Origin of the sequence: Agarivorans sp. DSG3-1 (assembly GCF_046774965.1) — a bacterium.
Taxonomy (GTDB): domain Bacteria; phylum Pseudomonadota; class Gammaproteobacteria; order Enterobacterales; family Celerinatantimonadaceae; genus Agarivorans.
Window position 1 is genome coordinate 909,210 of the sequence record NZ_CP177241.1, and the last position, 16,834, is coordinate 926,043.

The window sequence follows — 16,834 nt, forward strand, 5'->3', positions numbered from 1 at the left end:
TTAGAAATTTAGCAATAAGCTACCAGAACATATAAAAAAAGCCGCTCAAGTGAGCGGCTATAACATTAACGCGAGTTAACTTTTTAAACGCTCATCCAACGTTTTACGTCGGCTTCATCTACTTCATCTTTGCTGCCTTGCAACACTACGTTGCCGCGATCTAACACGGTGTAGTGGTCAGCTAAAGCTACCGCAAAATCAAAGTACTGCTCTACCAATACAATCGCCATTTCGCCGCGATCGCGCAGTAGTGCTAATACCTTTTGAATGTCTTTAATAATTGAGGGTTGAATACCTTCGGTGGGTTCATCCAACATCAGCAACTTAGGGCGCATGATTAAAGCTCGCGCAATGGCTAACTGTTGTTGTTGGCCACCTGACAAATCACCGCCACGGCGCGCTAGCATTTGCTTTAACACTGGAAACAAACGGAAGATTTCATCGGGAATAAAACGCTCCGATTTTGGCAATACCGAAAAACCCGTTTTAAGGTTTTCTAATACCGTAAGTTGGCCAAAAATCTCACGCCCTTGCGGCACTATTGCTATACCTTGTTTGGCACGTTGCGCCGCCGACATTTTGCTTATGTCTTTGCCGTTAAACATGATGCTGCCCGCGCTAATACTTTGCTGGCCAGCTAAGGCTTTAAGCAAGGTGGTTTTACCCACACCGTTACGCCCTAGTACACAGCTAATTTTACCGGGCTCGGCACTTAGGCCTACATTGTAAAGCGCTTGGCTTGCCCCGTAATGACTATCAACTTGAGAAAGCTCTAGCATTGGCTTACCTCACTGCAAAGCTGGCTCAAACCACAAATCACTTGGCTATCAACCTGAGAAAGTTCTAACATTAATTCTTCTCCTAACGCCCTAAGTAAACTTCGATGACTTGCTGATTTTGCTGTACTTGCTCAAGGGTGCCTTGGGCTAATACCGAGCCTTCATGCAATACCGTTACTGGGCAATCGAGGGCTTTAACAAAATCCATATCATGCTCTACCACAACTAAGGAGTGCTTTTTAGCCAGCTCCTTAAACAGTTCAGCAGTAAGGGCGGTTTCTTCGTCGGTCATGCCTGCGGCAGGCTCGTCAATGAGCAATAGCTGCGGTTCTTGCATAATTAACATGCCAATTTCTAACCACTGTTTTTGCCCATGAGACAACGAGCCCGCTAGCCAATCTTGTTTATCGGCTAAACGAATCAGCGCTAAGGTGTCGTTGATTTGTTGATTATCGTTAGACGATAACTTATGGATCAGTGATTCAAATACACCACGGCGACCAGCAAGGGCTAACTCTAAGTTTTCAAATACGCTGAGGTTTTCAATCACCGAGGGTTTTTGAAACTTACGTCCAATGCCAATGTTGGCAATTTCGGCTTCATCATGTTGGGTAAGGTCGATGTCGTTGTTAAAAAATACCGTGCCTTCATCGGGGCGCAGTTTCCCAGTAATTACATCCATCATGGTGGTTTTACCGGCGCCATTAGGGCCAATAATGGCGCGCATTTGGCCCGGCTCTAGAATCAATGACAAGCTGTTTAAGGCTTTAAAACCATCAAAGCTTTTGGTTACACCATCTACATACAAAATGGTGTCTTGAGGAATATGTACACTACGCATTTACTGCTCCTTCTGCCGAGTCAGCTGAATCCGTTTTAGCTGCGGTTGCCGCTTCTTCACTGGCTTTTAGCTGAGCAAGTTCCGCGTTCTTTTTAGTGGCTGCACGTTCTTGTAGCTTAGCTTTAATGCTGCCATATAAACCCACCACACCTTTAGGTAACCACAACGTGGTAATCACAAATAAGGCGCCTAAGAAGAACAGCCAAAGCTCTGGGAATGCCCCAGTAAACCAAGACTTACCAAAGTTAACCAACAAAGCGCCAAATACCGCACCAAATAAGGTTCCACGACCACCTACCGCTACCCATACAATGCTTTCAATAGAGTTAAGCGGAGCAAATTCGCCGGGGTTAATAATGCCTACTTGCGGCACATATAAAGCGCCAGCAACGCCGGCCAACATGGCCGATACTACAAATACAAATAGCTTAAAGCGCTCTACCCGATAACCAATAAAACGAGTACGGCTTTCGCTATCACGTACCGCAATAAGCACTCGACCTAGTTTTGAATTAACAATCCAGCGACACAAGACATAGGCACCAGCCAAGGCCAGGGCACTTAAAGCAAATAGCACGGCGCGTGTGGTATCGGCTTGTAAACTAAAGCCAAGAATATCTTTAAAATCGGTTAAGCCGTTGTTGCCACCAAAACCCATGTCGTTACGGAAAAACGCCAGCATTAGCGCGTAAGTAAGCGCCTGAGTAATAATCGACAGATATACCCCAGTAACACGTGAACGGAAGGCTAAGTAACCAAAGATAAAGGCCAAAATACCTGGTGCTAAAAACACCATCAGCATGGCAAAGGGGAACATATCAAACCCCATCCAATACCACGGTATTTCAGACCAATCTAGGAACACCATAAAGTCGGGTAACTCTGGGTTGGCATACACACCACGGTCGCCAATTTGGCGCATCAAATACATGCCCATGGCGTAACCACCTAAGGCAAAAAATGCCCCGTGTCCCAAACTCAAAATACCGCAATACCCCCAGACTAAATCTACCGCTATCGCTAATAAGGCATAACACAGGTATTTACCCAGTAAGGTTACCCAGTAAGAGCTTAAATGCACTGGGTTTTCTGGGCTAAGCGCTAGGCTCATAATCGGCACTAAAATCGCCGACAATAACAAAGCCAGCAACATCGCGTTGCCCACTTTATCTTTCACTAAAAATCGAACTAATAATGACTTAGGCATGGTTTAGTCCTCCACTGTACGGCCTTTCAAGGCAAACAAGCCTCGAGGACGTTTTTGAATAAACAGAATGATGAAAACTAACACCAAGATTTTGGCCAATACTGCCCCAGCAAAAGGTTCCATTAGCTTATTGGCAATACCCAAAGTAAGGGCACCAATCACGGTACCAAACAGGTTGCCTACACCACCAAATACCACCACCATGAACGAGTCAATAATGTAGTTTTGACCTAAGTTAGGGCCTACATTGGTAAGCTGACTTAAGGCTACGCCTGCGATACCCGCAATGCCCGAGCCTAAACCAAAGGTCATGGCGTCTACCCAACTTGAGCGGATCCCCATTGAGTTGGCCATTGGGCGGTTTTGAGTAACAGCTCGCATTTGCAAACCAAAGAAGGTTTTACGCAAAATAGTCCATAGAGTGGCAACGACCATAAAACTGAAAATAATGATGTATAAGCGGTTATAGGTAAGCGACAACACGCCGTTTATTTCTAGCGAACCACTCATCCATTGCGGAGTAATTACCGCTTGGTTTAAGGGGCCAAAAATACTGCGTACTGCTTGCTGCAGCACCAAACTTAAACCAAAAGTCGCCAGCAAGGTTTCCAATGGGCGACCATACAAAAAGCGAATCACACCACGTTCAATAAGAATGCCCACTAAACCCGACACTACAAAGGCCGCCGGAATTGCCACCAGCAGAGACCATTCAATATTGTTAGGCATTAATTGTTGAACCACATAAGTAGTGTACGCGCCCAGCATTATCATTTCGCCATGGGCCATATTAATCACGCCCATCACACCAAAGGTAATCGCCAAACCTACTGCGGCCAGTAACAGCACTGCACCCAAACTAATACCGAAGTACATATTCTCGGCAACGGTGTTAATTTGCAGTAGTTGTTGATTAGTGGCGATAGCTTTATCAATGGCAGCCAGAACCTGCGGGTCTTGTTCAGCTGATTGCTGTTTTACCAATACGTTTCGTGAAGCGGGATCAAGCTTACCAGCGAGCAGTTCAGCTGCTGCTTCTCTTGCTGCTGCATCTCCGTCTTGCAAGTTAATGATCGCCTGCATTTCTTTTAGTTTGGCGATCACGTCTTTGTCTTGCTCAGCTACCAAACGTTGCTCAATAATTGGTGTATACGAGGCATATGCGGTATTCATTAACGAGCGGATCGCAGCAATACGTTCGCTTGCATCGTCGGCGTTTAAACCCACTAGCGCCAAGCCATTACGTAATTGGCGACGAATTTTATTGTTAACCGAAATTTTTTTAATTTTAGATTTTTTAACTGTACCTAAATCGGCGCCATCTATAACCGAACTTAAACGATAAAGACTGCCTTCTTTAATCGCCACAACCACTTGCTTATCAGATTTTTGATAGTACAAATTTGCTTCTAGCAAGCTGTTAAAAATAAGACTATTACGCTTATCACCTGTGGCAATAAGCTGTTCGATTGCTTGTTGTTTTTGATTATTTTTTTTAGCAGTTAAGGCCTGCACTGCCTGTTCCCAATCGCTAGCTGCCGCAGGTAATACCCATAATACGAGTAATACACTGGCGATAAAGCGAGAGAAACGAGATATGTATATGCTCAAAACAATCCCTACTCTTGATTGATTCAATACAAAAAGGCGCCACCGAACCACTTCGATCGCGCCTTTAAAAAAGTGCCTTTCGGCACTTAACTGTGTACGCGAACTAAATTAGTAGTTCTGGCCAGAACATTGGCCGGTTTTAATGTTGAAGTTGCCGCACTTAATCGGGGCAGTCCAGTCAGCTACAATCAAACCAGACTCTTCAAGATGGTCAGTCCATGCATCACCAATTACGCCACCAGCAGTTTGCCATACTGTGTCGAATTGACCGTCGGCTTGGATTTCACCAATAAGAACTGGTTTAGTGAGGTGGTGGTTAGTGTTCATTACCGCGTAACCGCCAGTTAGGTTAGGCACAGTGATACCGTACATTGCTTCACGTACTGGGTCTGTATCTGTAGTACCAGCTTTCTCAACCGCTTCGGCCCACATTTGGAAACCAATGTAAGTGGCTTCCATTGGGTCGTTCGTTACGCGCTTGTCGTCACCGGTGTAAGCTTTCCAAGCAGCAATAAATGATTCGTTCGCTTCGCTGTCAGCGCTTTGGAAGTAGTTCCAAGCAGCTAAGTGGCCAACAAGAGGGGCAGTATCAAAACCAGATAACTCTTCTTCACCTACTGAGAAGGCTACTACAGGAATGTCTTCAGCCGAGATGCCTTGGTTAGCTAACTCTTTATAAAATGGTACGTTTGCGTCACCGTTAATGGTTGAAACAACCGCTGTTTTCTTACCAGCACCACCAAATTTTTTCACATCAGAAACAATGGTTTGCCAATCAGAATGACCAAACGGTGTGTAATTGATCATGATGTCAGCTTCAGCCACACCTTTAGACTTAAGGTAAGCTTCTAAAATTTTGTTAGTGGTACGTGGGTAAACATAATCGGTTCCCGCTAATACCCAACGTTCAACACCTTCTTCAGCCATTAAGTAATCCACTGCAGGAATCGCTTGCTGGTTTGGCGCAGCACCGGTGTAGAATACGTTTTTAGAACTTTCTTCACCTTCATATTGAACCGGGTAAAACAACATACCGTTCAACTCTTCAATTACTGGTAATACTGACTTACGAGATACCGAGGTCCAGCAACCAAAAATTACGTCTACTTGTTCTTTGTCTAGTAGCTCACGTGCTTTCTCAGCAAACAAAGGCCAATTTGACGCAGGGTCAACCACTACTGGCTCTAACTTCTTACCTAACAAACCACCCTTTTTGTTTTGCTCTTCAATCATCATAAGCACAGTGTCTTTCAGTGTGGTTTCACTAATCGCCATGGTGCCAGACAAAGAGTGTAAAACACCTACTTTGATGGTTTCAGCGGCTTGCGCTGCGTTAAGAGAGAACGCAAGGGCTACACCACTTGCTACCGTTGCTAACTTCTTCCATTTGCTATGTTGTGTCATTGCTATATTTCCTATTTTTTTATAGTCCTTTAGAGCATGCGGTACCTCATGCAGTGCTGAAGGGACTACAGCATTGACTGTGCCAAACACAAAAAACACAGCAATAACAACAAGTTAATTTATAAACATTTAGCTCAATAGATTTTAACTGCACACTTTACGAGCGTTAGCCTCAGAAAAACGCACCAAAATGATCGAATAGATAATAATCCCCAAACTGATGCACTAACTTGAATCGCTCGCACCAAATTGATCCACCAATGAACCAAATAAAAGCACCAATATGTAACAAAACCGCGCCCCTAGTAAGGCCAAAAAACTGGTTTAGTTCTTGCTGTATATAGCCAATGAAACACAGCCGAAAACAAGCAGTTAACTAAAGGAGCAATGTGAGCCAGCTTATTCAAACTCAGCACAGCAAAGCAGCAGTGCCAATCAAACAAGGTTGGTTAGCAAAGCTTGAGCTTGGTTTTGCCCCCATTGCCAACAAAACGCGCTTAACCCTAAATAAGAGCATTGGCCCTTTAAGGGTGCAACGCCCCTTTCATCCAGAACTTGGTGCACCCGACTGTTGCCACGTTTATTTATTGCACCCACCCGGTGGATTAGTGGCCGGTGATACATTGCTGATGAATGTGGAATGCCTCGAAGGCAGCAAAGTGGTACTTACCACGCCAGCCTCAGGCAAGTTATACCGCTCTAACTTAGCCCGCCAAGAACAGTGTCAGCAGCAACGTTTTCATCTGCAAGACAACAGCAGCCTTGAATGGCTTCCACCAGAAACCATTATATTTAATGGCGCCCAGGGGCGCCTCGACAGTCATTTCATGTTGCAAGGCGATGCTCAGCTTATCGCCTGGGAAATCACCTGCTTGGGGCGTAAAGCCAGTGACGAAGATTTCGATCATGGCGAGCTAATGCAGTCAATTAAAGTCTACCGCGAACAACGTCCACTACTGATTGAAAACACTCGTATCGACAACGCACAAACGGCGGCTAACCCAGCGGCACTAGCTGGCAAGCATGTTTATGCCTGCATGTTGGCCACGGTAGATAAGCTAGATGAACAAGCGCAAAAACAGCTACTAGAAGAACTACGCGAACAACTGGCTTGCCCAGATATTGGCATCACCTTAGTGCGCGGTTTAGTGATATTGCGCTACCTCGGCGACAACGCAGAAACAGTACGAGAAGAGTTTGAAGCGGCTTGGGCAGTGATTCGCCCACGTACATTAGGGCATGCAGCTGTTCGCCCACGCATTTGGAATACCTAATTTTAACACTACGAGGCAAACATGGAATTAACCCCAAGAGAGAAAGACAAGTTATTGCTGTTTACCGCGTTTTTGGTCGCCGAGCGACGCAAAGACAAAGGGCTAAAACTCAACTACCCAGAAACGGTTGCTTACCTCTCTGCCAGTATTGTTGAAGGCGCGCGTGAAGGCCGCAGTGTTGCCGAACTAATGAGTTGGGGGCGCACCCTATTGAGTCGCGATGAGGTGATGGATGGTATTGCTGAAATGGTGCATGAAGTTCAAGTTGAAGCCACCTTTCCAGACGGTACCAAACTGGTCACCGTGCATAACCCAATCCCTTAGGCCACCACAGAGGAACCACCAATGATACCTGGAGAATTGATTGTTGAAGACGGTTGGATAGAACTAAACCCTGGTTTAGCCACTATCACCGTTGATGTAGCCAATAGTGGTGACCGCCCAGTACAAGTAGGCTCCCACTACCATTTTGCCGAAACGAATCCGGCCTTACATTTTGATCGCAAAGCCGCACTGGGTTTTCGCTTAAACATTGCCGCTGGCACTGCGGTACGTTTTGAACCCGGCCAAAGCCGCAAAGTAGAATTGGTCGCGCTAAGCGGTAAACGCGAAGTGTACGGATTTAGAGGCGAAGTAATGGGCCCACTAAGTGATAAGGAACAAGCATGAGCAAGATGGATAAACGCGCCTACGCCGAAATGTTTGGCCCCACTGTAGGTGACAAAGTACGCCTAGGCGATACCGAACTGATCATTCAAGTAGAAAAAGACTACGCCCAATACGGCAGTGAAGTAAAATTTGGTGGCGGTAAAGTGATTCGTGATGGCATGGGACAAAGCCAAGCTAGCTGCGCCATGGTGCCTGATACGGTTATCACCAACGCGTTAATTCTCGATCACTGGGGCATTGTTAAGGCCGATATCGCACTTAAAAAAGGCCGTATTCAAGCCATTGGTAAAGCCGGTAACCCAGATATTCAAGACGATATTGACATCGAAATTGGTGCCGGTACCGAAGTCATCGCTGGCGAAGGCCAAATTATTACCGCTGGCGGCGTAGATTCGCACATTCACTATATTTGCCCTCAGCAAATAGAAGAAGCCTTGATGTCGGGTACTACCACCATGTTAGGTGGCGGCACCGGTCCAGCCACTGGCACTAACGCAACTACTTGTACTCCAGGGCCTTTCCACTTAGGAAAAATGCTTCAATCGGCCGACAGTTTCCCAATGAATTTGGGCTTTCTAGGTAAGGGGAACGCCAGTTTGCCGCGCCCGCTTGAAGAGCAACTCATGGCTGGGGCCATGGGTTTGAAGCTGCACGAAGACTGGGGCACTACGCCAATGTCTATCGATAACTGCTTAAGCGTGGCCGAGAACTATGATGTTCAAGTAGCGATTCATACCGATACCTTGAACGAGTCAGGGTTTGTTGAAGATACTATTGCAGCCTTTAAAGGCCGCGTGATCCACACTTACCACACCGAAGGTGCAGGGGGCGGACACGCTCCCGATATTATTACCGCCTGTGGTTTAGATAACGTTCTGCCGTCGTCAACCAACCCTACTCGACCGTATACCATTAACACCGTTGATGAGCATTTGGATATGTTGATGGTGTGTCATCACCTTGATCCTGCCATTCCTGAAGACGTGGCTTTTGCTGATTCTCGAATTCGCAAAGAAACCATTGCCGCTGAAGATATTCTGCACGATTTAGGCGCATTCTCGATGATTGCCTCAGATTCACAAGCCATGGGTCGAGTTGGCGAAGTGATTACCCGCACCTGGCAAACCGCCCACAAAATGAAAGTACAGCGTGGTTTGTTGCCAGAAGATAAAGACATTGGTTGTGATAACTTTCGCGCTAAACGTTATATAGCCAAATACACTATCAACCCGGCAATTACTCACGGCATCGCCCATGAAGTAGGTTCGGTTGAAGTGGGTAAATTAGCCGATTTAGTATTGTGGAAGCCAGCCTTTTTTGGCGCTAAGCCCTCATTAATTATTAAAGGTGGGGCGATTGCTGCGGCGCCAATGGGCGACCCTAATGCGTCTATTCCTACACCACAACCGGTGCACTACCGCCCAATGTTTGGTGCCTATGGCAAAGCCATGACCGAAACTCGCGTCACCTTTGTTAGCCAAGCCGCCATAGATGCAAAAATTGATGAGACCCTAGGTTTATCAAGTCGCTTAGTGGCCTGTAAAAATACCCGCAAGATCAAGAAGCAAGACATGGTGCATAACCATTATCAGCCGCATATGGAAGTTGATTCACAAACCTATGAAGTGCGTGCCGATGGCCAACTGCTTGAGTGCGAACCCGCTACCGAGCTACCGCTCGCTCAGCGTTACTTTTTATTTTAAGGAGAGAATGAATGTTAAAGGTGTATCAAACCCTCCATCACTACCACGGCCCGGTGCATCATCAGGTGGTATTGAGTTACGAGCTGCGTAAAAAAGCCCGCATCAAGGCACAAACCGAGGATAAGCAAGACATAGGCTTTTTCTTGGAGCGTGGCCAAGTGCTACAAAATGGACAGTTTCTAGAAGCCGAAAATGGCGAAGTGGTGGAGATTAAAAGTGCCGACGAACTGGTGACTACCGCCTACAGCGACAACCCATTAATGTTTGCCAAGGTCTGTTACCACTTAGGCAACCGCCATACGCCGCTACAAGTAGGCGAAGGTTGGGTGCGCTTTCAACCCGATCACGTATTGCAAGACTTGGTTGAACTATATGGTTTGCGCGTGGAGCAGCATCAAGGCCCCTTTGACCCAGAAACGGGCGCTTACCATAGCCACTTGCCGGCGCACAGCCACTAATGTCTAGCATGGCGCAACTGCAACTCATGCGTTTGGTTAGCCCAAGCTTGCCAGTGGGGGGCTTTGCCTATTCGCAAGGTTTGGAATACGCCATAGAAAACGGCTGGGTGAATAACCCAGAGCAACTGGCAGCGTGGATAAGTGGTTGTTTAAACGCGGGCTTGGCTTGTTTAGACATCCCTATGTTAGCGGCGCTGTATAAAGCGTGCGCAGACAAAGATTTTGCCCAATTTGAAAGCGTAAACCTAGAGCTAATCGCCAGTCGCGAAACGCTTGAGCTGGAGCTAGAAGATGTGCAAATGGGCAACGCATTGCGCACCTTATTAAGCCAACTCGATGAGAGCATCACTGCGCATTTAAGCGATGAACCCATGAGCTGGACCAGTATGTTTGCCTTGGCCGGTGTTCATTGGCAAGTTGAGCTAGATGAACTGGCCGACGGCTATCTATGGACCTGGCTAGAAAACCAACTGGCCGTGGCAGGTAAAACGCTGCCCTTGGGACAAACCGCCTGCCAAAAGCTATTGAGCGAATTACTGCCCTTACTGCCACCAGCACGAGAAGCAGGGCTAGCCTTACCTTTTAACCAAATTAGCGGGTCGCTGCCAGCATTAAGCTTGGCCAGCGCCTTACACGAAACCCAGTATTGTCGGCTGTTCCGCTCTTAAGCGCTGCCACAAATAAGAGGAATAACAATGAGTATTAAACAAACCTTACGCGTAGGTGTTGGCGGCCCAGTAGGCTCTGGCAAAACAGCATTACTCACCGCTTTATGTCGTGAACTAAAAGATCGTTTCAACTTAGCGGTAGTGACTAACGATATCTACACCAAAGAAGACGCCCAGTTTTTGTTACGTAACGATGCCCTAGCAGAAGATCGTATTTTGGGTGTAGAAACTGGCGGCTGCCCACATACTGCTATTCGCGAAGACGCTTCAATGAACTTAGCAGCAATTGCCGAGCTTAACCGTCGCCACAAAGGCCTCGATTTGGTCTTAGTAGAAAGCGGCGGCGACAACCTAAGTGCCACTTTTAGTCCTGAGTTAAGTGACCTCACCCTATACGTGATTGATGTAAGCGCTGGTGACAAAATTCCCCGCAAAGGCGGCCCAGGCATCACTAAGTCAGACTTATTAATCATCAATAAAACTGACTTAGCACCGCATGTAGGTGCCTCGCTTGAAGTGATGGATCGCGATGCGAAAAAGATGCGCGGCGAGCGCCCGTTTGTATTCAGTAACCTAAAAACCAATAAAGGTTTACAAGACATCATCAACTTTATTATTGAGCAAGGCATGCTAGAAGAAACCAGCCCGGCCGCTGCTAACTAAACTATTTTATAAGGATATCAAACATGAAAAAGCTACTTACTTTAGCCGCAGGCTTACTCTTTTCGTTACCGAGTTTTGCTCACGAAGGTCACCACCACGGTTTGTCAGAAGGTTTATTACACCCCCTAACAGGCCTTGACCACCTTATCGCCTTAAGCCTAATTGGTTTACTGGCTAGCCAAACCGGTAAACTAAAACTTAGCCTTGCTCAAAGCGTATTTGCTTTAATATTAGCGGCAGTAGTGGCAAGCATGGGTTTTGTACCACCATTGCTAGAAACAGGCTTAGCCATTTCCTTGCTAGTAATGGCAGTGTTAGTGGCTAAAGTGCTACCACGCTCAACCGGTGTTGTAGGTTTAGTGGTATGTTTAGTGGCGGCTCTACACGGCGCAGCTCACGGTAACGAAGTACCCGCTGGCGCAGACATGAAATTGTTCTTCGCTGGTTTCATTGCCAGTTCAGTAGCGCTAATTTGTGCCGGATTCGCACTAGGTAAGGCAGCTCAACAATCTCAATATACGCAAAAAATCACTCGCACCATTGCAGGCCTAGCAGGTGCGTTTGGCATTAGTGCCTTAGTCGCTTAATTCTTACGTAATGATACGCCGCTGGCGCATAGCAACAGCGGCGACAAACTTCAAAGTTTGCGGCATAATGCCGCTATGAGCATCAATTCTTTGTCAACCCAGCCCCTGCAACAGCAAAGCCAGCTTAGGCCCAAGCACATTGCTCTAAGCATTGGTGAGCAGCATATTAGTTATCAGCAGCTTTATGCCATGGTAAGTGCTACCGCTGAGCAATTGCGCATGCAAGGAATCGGCAAAGGTTCGCGAGTATGTTGTTTTGGCGAAGACCCACTGCGCATGCTGTTATTACAACTCGCCAGTTTGCAGCTAGCTTATGTTTTTTGCCCGCTCAATCACCATCACCCGCTCAGCCAATTACAAGCCTTAAGCGAAACCGTAGATAGTCAGTTTTATTGGAGCGATTTAGATCTCTGTTTAACAACACCCAAGCGCGTAGAGTTTAACCCCCATCAAGCACAAAGCTTTAACGCCGAAGCAGAACTCGATAGCGAGTTACCGCAAAGCATGGTATTTACCTCTGGCAGCAGCGGCCCACCAAAAGCAGTGGTGCATTGTTGGCGTAATCACTTCTTTAGCGCACAAGGCTCACAAGCCGTTGTTCCATTAGATGAAAACGGCCAATGGTTGCTGTCTTTACCGCTGTATCATATTGGCGGCCAAGCCATTGTATGGCGCTGTATTTTAGCCGGTGCACGGATTGTAGTGGCACAAAACAAAGGTCGCGTTTTCCCCGACTTGCTAGCAAGCCAAACCACCCATGTATCGCTGGTGCCCACTCAACTGTACCGTTTGCTCACACAAGCCAAATTTTGGGCAAGCGCGCTTAGCCTAAAACACATTTTGATTGGCGGCGCAGCGTGTAACGATAGCTTATTAGAAGAAGCCATTAGTCGCGGTTTTCAGGTTTATAGTTCCTATGGCAGTAGCGAAATGAGCTCACAAATTGCTACTCGCCACCACCGCCTAGGGCAAGCAACTTACCAATTACTGCCGCACAGGCGCGCTAAGATTCATCAGGGTGAAATCTATTTACGCGGAAAAACCTTATTTTTAGGCTACTGGAAAAATGGCGACATAATACGCGCTTGCGACCCCGATGGTTGGTTTAACAGCGGTGATTTAGGCCGTATTGAAGGCGCGCAGCTGTTTACCTTAGGCCGCAGCAACAACATGTTTATTTGCGCAGGCGAAAACATTCAGCCAGAAGAAATTGAATTGGCCTTGTTACAGCACCCACAGATCAACCAAGCGATAGTTGTACCGCAGCAAAACAGCGAATATGGTCAACGACCGGTGGCGTTTATTAGTAGCGAACAGGACGTTAACCCACAGCAGTTAAATAAGTTTTTACGCCAGCAGCTAGCGGCAATCAAACTGCCGATTGCCTATTTTGATTTACCCGAGCAAAACTCACTAAAGCCATCGCGAAGTGAGCTAAGCACAGTAGCTAATCACAAATCGAGCTGTTGCGACCAATGTTGAAATTCAGAAATGTTAATCCAAGACTGTTGATAGGCGTGTTGTAAGGCACAATGTTGCTGCTCTTTTAAGTTTTGGTGGGAATCAGGAACAAAGCAGCATGCCCCTTTAAAGAATTGTTCTCTTTCTGCCAAGTAACGGCCTAGCAAACCGGTTTTTGCAAAATCTTGTTCTCTTCTCATAAGCACTCCTTACGACTATTAATAGCTAGCGCTCAAGGGTGGCAAGCCAAACAAAATGCCACCACTTACCTTACATTTAGCACGCATTTTCGCCCTCAACAAGTACTATTTATCTACAAATATCCAAACAAGCTAGGCTGTCACGATAAATGCGCAGTGGTGCCGATAAAAGCAGCAGCGGTTTTGTTTACCTTGTTGATAAGGCTCTTTAAAATGCCCAGCAAATAATAAATGAGGTGACTATGAAAATTGCAGTAATTGGCGTGAGCCTACTGAGTGTGTTGGCGTTATCTAGCCAAGCAAACCCTGAAGTGGGTGTAATGGTAGGTAGCGACAATGGCTTAAGTGCCCAATTTGATGACATTCGCGTAAATCTAGGGTTTAGCGAATTTTCGCTAAGTGGCGACAAAATCATTGGCTTTCCCGACCAAGAACACTTTTATTATGGTTTTGGCGGTAAGTGGAGTGACCACCATCATAACAAGCTGGGTGCTCGAGCAGTATTTGGCGCGCATACTGTGGTTGAGCAATTTCGCTTTTTTGCCGAAATTCAGCCGATTGTGTACGTGATTGACGACTTAGAAGTAAAACTTGAGGCTAGCGCAGGGGTTCGTTACCTGTTCTAAAACCGCTCGCTTCGCCATTATCTGCTAGCCTTATAGAAGAACAGCAATCATGGCGAAGGCGAATGCAAGAACCGGATATTGATTTGCTCAACCGGTTTGTTAATGCCTACGAGCAACGTCACCATTACCCAGAAACGAGTAGCCCCAGCAGCCGTAAAAAAGTGTTTGCCGCCCTTGAGCAATCGCTAAGCTGCAAACTATTTGATGGTGATTACTCAAACCTTAACTCACAAGGTCAGCTGCTCTACCAACGCACTAAACAACTGCAACTGCAGTTAGATAATTTCTTGCAAAGCCCATTAGAAAAACCTCAGCCACAGCAAATCATTATTGGTTTAGATGAGTTTGTACCAAGCCAAAGCTTACTGCATTACTACCCACGCTTTATTAGCGAACTGCCACTGCAACAACTCAAGTTAGTGCAACTCAGTAGCGCTCAATTACAGCAACAACTCTGTGCCGGTGAAATAGACATCGCCTTGCGTGTTGCTCAGCAACAAAAGCCGCCAAAAACCCACTCGCGCCGTTACTGTAACCTTAATCTGGCTTTGGCGTGTGCTGCGCGCCATAGCCTGAGTAAACATCAGCAACTCTGCGCCGAACAACTGCAGCGCCATCGTCAGCTTTGTTTAAATCACCTTCCTGTCGAGCTACAGCTTAATCGGGTAAATTGCTGGCAACTGGCCCACCGAGAAATGCTGCATGATTTATTAGTTTTGGGTATGGGATGGGCTTTTGCGCCACGCCATTGGCTGGAGTCCAGCTTTAGAAACGGGAGCTTGATAGAGCTGCACTTAAGCAATTACTTTTCCCCCACAAAATTAGAAATAGAAATACTGTGGCTAAATAGCCAGCACGATAGCCAAGTCGCCCAATGCTTAAATTTATTAGGTTTGAGTGCTTATGATGGATGAGAATACTAAGCAACAAGCACTTGCCGCTTTTGTATGCCTGGCCAAACATGCCGACTTAGCCAGATGCGCTGCGCAGCAACAATGCTCGCCTCAGCAAATACTGACACGGATAGATGCACTTCAGCAGCAGCTAAATTGCACACTGTTTAGCCAGCATAATCCGGCCTATCAACTGAGTAGTGCTGGCCTCGCGTTGGTGGAGCAGGCAGAGCTTATTGTAAGCCGCTATCAGGAACTACAACGGCACTGCCGTCATCTTCAACTCGGCAAAAGCTTAAGCTTAAGTATTAGCTTTCAAGCCTGGTTTCCTAGCCCATGGCTCACGTTGTTGGCCAACCAACTACAACGCTTTGATCCTTTGCTAGAGTTGCACTTTAGCTGTACTTCTCAGCAGCCGGTTCACTTTAGTTTCTCTGCCAGCTCGTCAAAGCAGCAGGTAGACACGCTTAAGTGGAAACCCGCGAGCTTAATCAAGGTGGCTCATCCTAAGTTGGTAAACCATCAGCAACGGTTCGACGGGCATCTCAAGCTATTTGACGTGCGTGAAGCCGAACAGAACAACCTGTTTAATGGTGAGACTTTACTGCTAGATGCCCTAGAAGCGGGCTTAGGCTGGGCAATCCTGCCACAAATTAGTGTTGAGTCTCGCCTAGCTGAAGGAATACTTAAAGCCTGGCCAGAGCCTAGTGGTGAGTTACCTACCTATTTACACCTCGCTCAGCGGTGCCCTGACGATATCAGCGCTTGGCTCAAGCAACAGCAGGCTGAGTTTTGTGACTAGGCTATTTAGGCAGGTTATACTCGGCGTTCATTATTGCCACTGACAAATCGTTAAATGAGTCGAGCCCGCTGTCAACGTTGTTTGCGCCCGCAAACTCACTGCTTATGTAAGCACATTAATCCATGTGAGCATCACCACTCGGTGATTATTTTGCAGCACCCTAGTGAGCAAAAACACGCCAAAGGCACCGCTCAACTGGCTTGTTTGGCACTGAATAAAGCGCAGATTATGGTGGGAGAAACGCCACTTGATTTTGCCATGCTTAAACAGCAAGTGTTAGCCCACCCAGAGCGATTTTATTTGATTTACCCCAGTTCACAAAGCCGAGCTATTGAAGAGGTGTTTTCCTCAATAAAAACTCAAGAGGCGCCCCTCAACGATCCACCATGCCCACCTAGCCTCATTTTTTTAGATGGCACTTGGCGAAAAGCTAAGCGGCTTTGGCACCTCAATCCATGGTTACACAATTTAGATCAATTTCACTTTACCAGCGCACCAAGTGGGCAATATAAAATACGGAAAACATCGGTAGATAAAGGACTTTCAACTATTGAAGCTATCGGATATTCACTTGAGCAGATAGAAATGTTTGACCCTACTCCCTTAGTGGGTATACTACGCGCCCTTGCTAACCAGCAACTTTCCGCAATGCCTGAAAAAGTGAAACATCGCTATTGATGTGTTGTTGATCCTTGCCACAGGTTAGCTCAAAGATCTAAGCACAAACTGGTCAAAATTAAGTAACAAGACTAAGTTAAATTGTATGCATAACATAAATGTAGGAGTGCATTTGCATGTCTAGTAACAATGTCGTGGATGACAAACCCAGTAAGTCTGACGAGTGGAAAGTATTCCTGTTTATCGCAGTTATTCTGTTTCCTATTTTGGCCGTAGCTTTTGTCGGTGGTTATGGCTTTATCGTTTGGATGCTGCAAATACTTACCGGTCCCCCAGGACACGGCTAATCGCCCTAAGAATACACTTTAGA

The 16,834-nt window shown here is 46.5% G+C and carries 20 protein-coding genes; 14 read left to right on the forward strand and 6 right to left on the reverse strand.

All coding sequences use genetic code 11. The features are described from left to right. Positions 1-83: 83 nt before the first annotated feature. The 5 genes from urtE to urtA all read right to left on the reverse strand — a co-directional run bounded on the left by urtE (position 84) and on the right by urtA (position 5,842). Entirely contained in the window at positions 84-779 is a 696-nt protein-coding gene (gene urtE, locus ACLD71_RS04245) for an urea ABC transporter ATP-binding subunit UrtE (RefSeq protein WP_137674140.1), read from the reverse strand. An 82-nt stretch (positions 780-861) separates the two neighbouring features. Then, positions 862-1,620 carry an urea ABC transporter ATP-binding protein UrtD gene (gene urtD / locus ACLD71_RS04250; protein WP_137674141.1) on the reverse strand — a complete coding sequence of 253 codons (759 nt, stop codon included), beginning with the start codon at positions 1,618-1,620 and terminating at the stop codon, positions 862-864. Beyond that, positions 1,613-2,827, reverse strand: a complete 1,215-nt coding sequence (urtC, locus tag ACLD71_RS04255; RefSeq protein WP_137674142.1) for an urea ABC transporter permease subunit UrtC — start codon at positions 2,825-2,827, stop codon at positions 1,613-1,615. The genes urtD and urtC overlap by 8 nt, the downstream gene beginning before the upstream one ends. Before the next feature lie 3 nt (positions 2,828-2,830). Further along, positions 2,831-4,438 (reverse strand): urea ABC transporter permease subunit UrtB, encoded by a 1,608-nt coding sequence (gene urtB, locus ACLD71_RS04260; RefSeq protein ID WP_137674143.1) that lies wholly within the window; start codon positions 4,436-4,438, stop codon positions 2,831-2,833. A gap of 108 nt (positions 4,439-4,546) precedes the next feature. After that, a complete protein-coding gene (gene urtA, locus ACLD71_RS04265) occupies positions 4,547-5,842 on the reverse strand; it encodes an urea ABC transporter substrate-binding protein (protein WP_137674144.1) in 1,296 nt (431 codons plus the stop codon). A gap of 389 nt (positions 5,843-6,231) precedes the next feature. Here urtA and ACLD71_RS04270 point away from each other — a divergent pair, with 389 nt between their 5' ends. The 9 genes from ACLD71_RS04270 (at position 6,232) to menE (ending at position 13,346) form a co-directional block, all read left to right on the forward strand. Then, entirely contained in the window at positions 6,232-7,116 is an 885-nt protein-coding gene (locus ACLD71_RS04270; protein WP_137674145.1) for an urease accessory protein UreD, read from the forward strand. Positions 7,117-7,137: 21 nt separating this feature from the next. Then, the gene (gene ureA / locus ACLD71_RS04275) at positions 7,138-7,440 is read left to right on the forward strand and encodes an urease subunit gamma (RefSeq protein WP_137674146.1); all 303 of its coding nucleotides are present in this window, start codon (positions 7,138-7,140) and stop codon (positions 7,438-7,440) included. Between the two features lie 21 nt (positions 7,441-7,461). Then, positions 7,462-7,785 (forward strand): urease subunit beta, encoded by a 324-nt coding sequence (locus ACLD71_RS04280; RefSeq protein ID WP_137674147.1) that lies wholly within the window; start codon positions 7,462-7,464, stop codon positions 7,783-7,785. Further along, positions 7,782-9,488 carry an urease subunit alpha gene (ureC, locus tag ACLD71_RS04285; RefSeq protein ID WP_411993184.1) on the forward strand — a complete coding sequence of 569 codons (1,707 nt, stop codon included), beginning with the start codon at positions 7,782-7,784 and terminating at the stop codon, positions 9,486-9,488. The genes ACLD71_RS04280 and ureC overlap by 4 nt, the downstream gene beginning before the upstream one ends. Positions 9,489-9,499: 11 nt before the next feature. Next, positions 9,500-9,946 carry an urease accessory protein UreE gene (gene ureE / locus ACLD71_RS04290; protein ID WP_303554224.1) on the forward strand — a complete coding sequence of 149 codons (447 nt, stop codon included), beginning with the start codon at positions 9,500-9,502 and terminating at the stop codon, positions 9,944-9,946. 8 nt (positions 9,947-9,954) lie between these two features. Further along, positions 9,955-10,614 (forward strand): urease accessory protein UreF, encoded by a 660-nt coding sequence (locus ACLD71_RS04295; RefSeq protein ID WP_411993185.1) that lies wholly within the window; start codon positions 9,955-9,957, stop codon positions 10,612-10,614. A 27-nt stretch (positions 10,615-10,641) separates the two neighbouring features. Then, positions 10,642-11,277 carry an urease accessory protein UreG gene (gene ureG / locus ACLD71_RS04300; protein ID WP_411993187.1) on the forward strand — a complete coding sequence of 212 codons (636 nt, stop codon included), beginning with the start codon at positions 10,642-10,644 and terminating at the stop codon, positions 11,275-11,277. Positions 11,278-11,300: 23 nt separating this feature from the next. Then, a complete protein-coding gene (locus tag ACLD71_RS04305; protein ID WP_411993189.1) occupies positions 11,301-11,864 on the forward strand; it encodes a HupE/UreJ family protein in 564 nt (187 codons plus the stop codon). Positions 11,865-11,939: 75 nt separating this feature from the next. Next, positions 11,940-13,346: an o-succinylbenzoate--CoA ligase gene (menE, locus tag ACLD71_RS04310; protein WP_411993191.1), complete on the forward strand. Its 1,407-nt coding sequence runs from the start codon at positions 11,940-11,942 to the stop codon at positions 13,344-13,346. Here menE and ACLD71_RS04315 read toward each other — a convergent pair. Further along, a complete protein-coding gene (locus ACLD71_RS04315) occupies positions 13,316-13,525 on the reverse strand; it encodes a hypothetical protein (protein ID WP_137674154.1) in 210 nt (69 codons plus the stop codon). The two genes, menE and ACLD71_RS04315, sit on opposite strands and share 31 nt — an antisense overlap. A 242-nt stretch (positions 13,526-13,767) precedes the next feature. On the opposite strand from ACLD71_RS04315, the gene ACLD71_RS04320 reads away from it, so the two are divergent. The 5 genes from ACLD71_RS04320 to torE all read left to right on the forward strand — a co-directional run bounded on the left by ACLD71_RS04320 (position 13,768) and on the right by torE (position 16,811). Further along, positions 13,768-14,151, forward strand: a complete 384-nt coding sequence (locus ACLD71_RS04320) for a hypothetical protein (RefSeq protein WP_411993193.1) — start codon at positions 13,768-13,770, stop codon at positions 14,149-14,151. Positions 14,152-14,213: 62 nt separating this feature from the next. Beyond that, a complete protein-coding gene (locus ACLD71_RS04325; RefSeq protein WP_411993195.1) occupies positions 14,214-15,065 on the forward strand; it encodes a LysR substrate-binding domain-containing protein in 852 nt (283 codons plus the stop codon). Further along, the gene (locus ACLD71_RS04330) at positions 15,055-15,846 is read left to right on the forward strand and encodes a LysR family transcriptional regulator (RefSeq protein WP_411993196.1); all 792 of its coding nucleotides are present in this window, start codon (positions 15,055-15,057) and stop codon (positions 15,844-15,846) included. The genes ACLD71_RS04325 and ACLD71_RS04330 overlap by 11 nt, the downstream gene beginning before the upstream one ends. 54 nt (positions 15,847-15,900) lie before the next feature. Beyond that, entirely contained in the window at positions 15,901-16,524 is a 624-nt protein-coding gene (locus ACLD71_RS04335) for a tRNA-uridine aminocarboxypropyltransferase (protein ID WP_411993198.1), read from the forward strand. Between the two features lie 116 nt (positions 16,525-16,640). Further along, the gene (gene torE / locus ACLD71_RS04340) at positions 16,641-16,811 is read left to right on the forward strand and encodes a trimethylamine N-oxide reductase system protein TorE (protein ID WP_137674159.1); all 171 of its coding nucleotides are present in this window, start codon (positions 16,641-16,643) and stop codon (positions 16,809-16,811) included. Positions 16,812-16,834 lie beyond the last annotated feature (23 nt).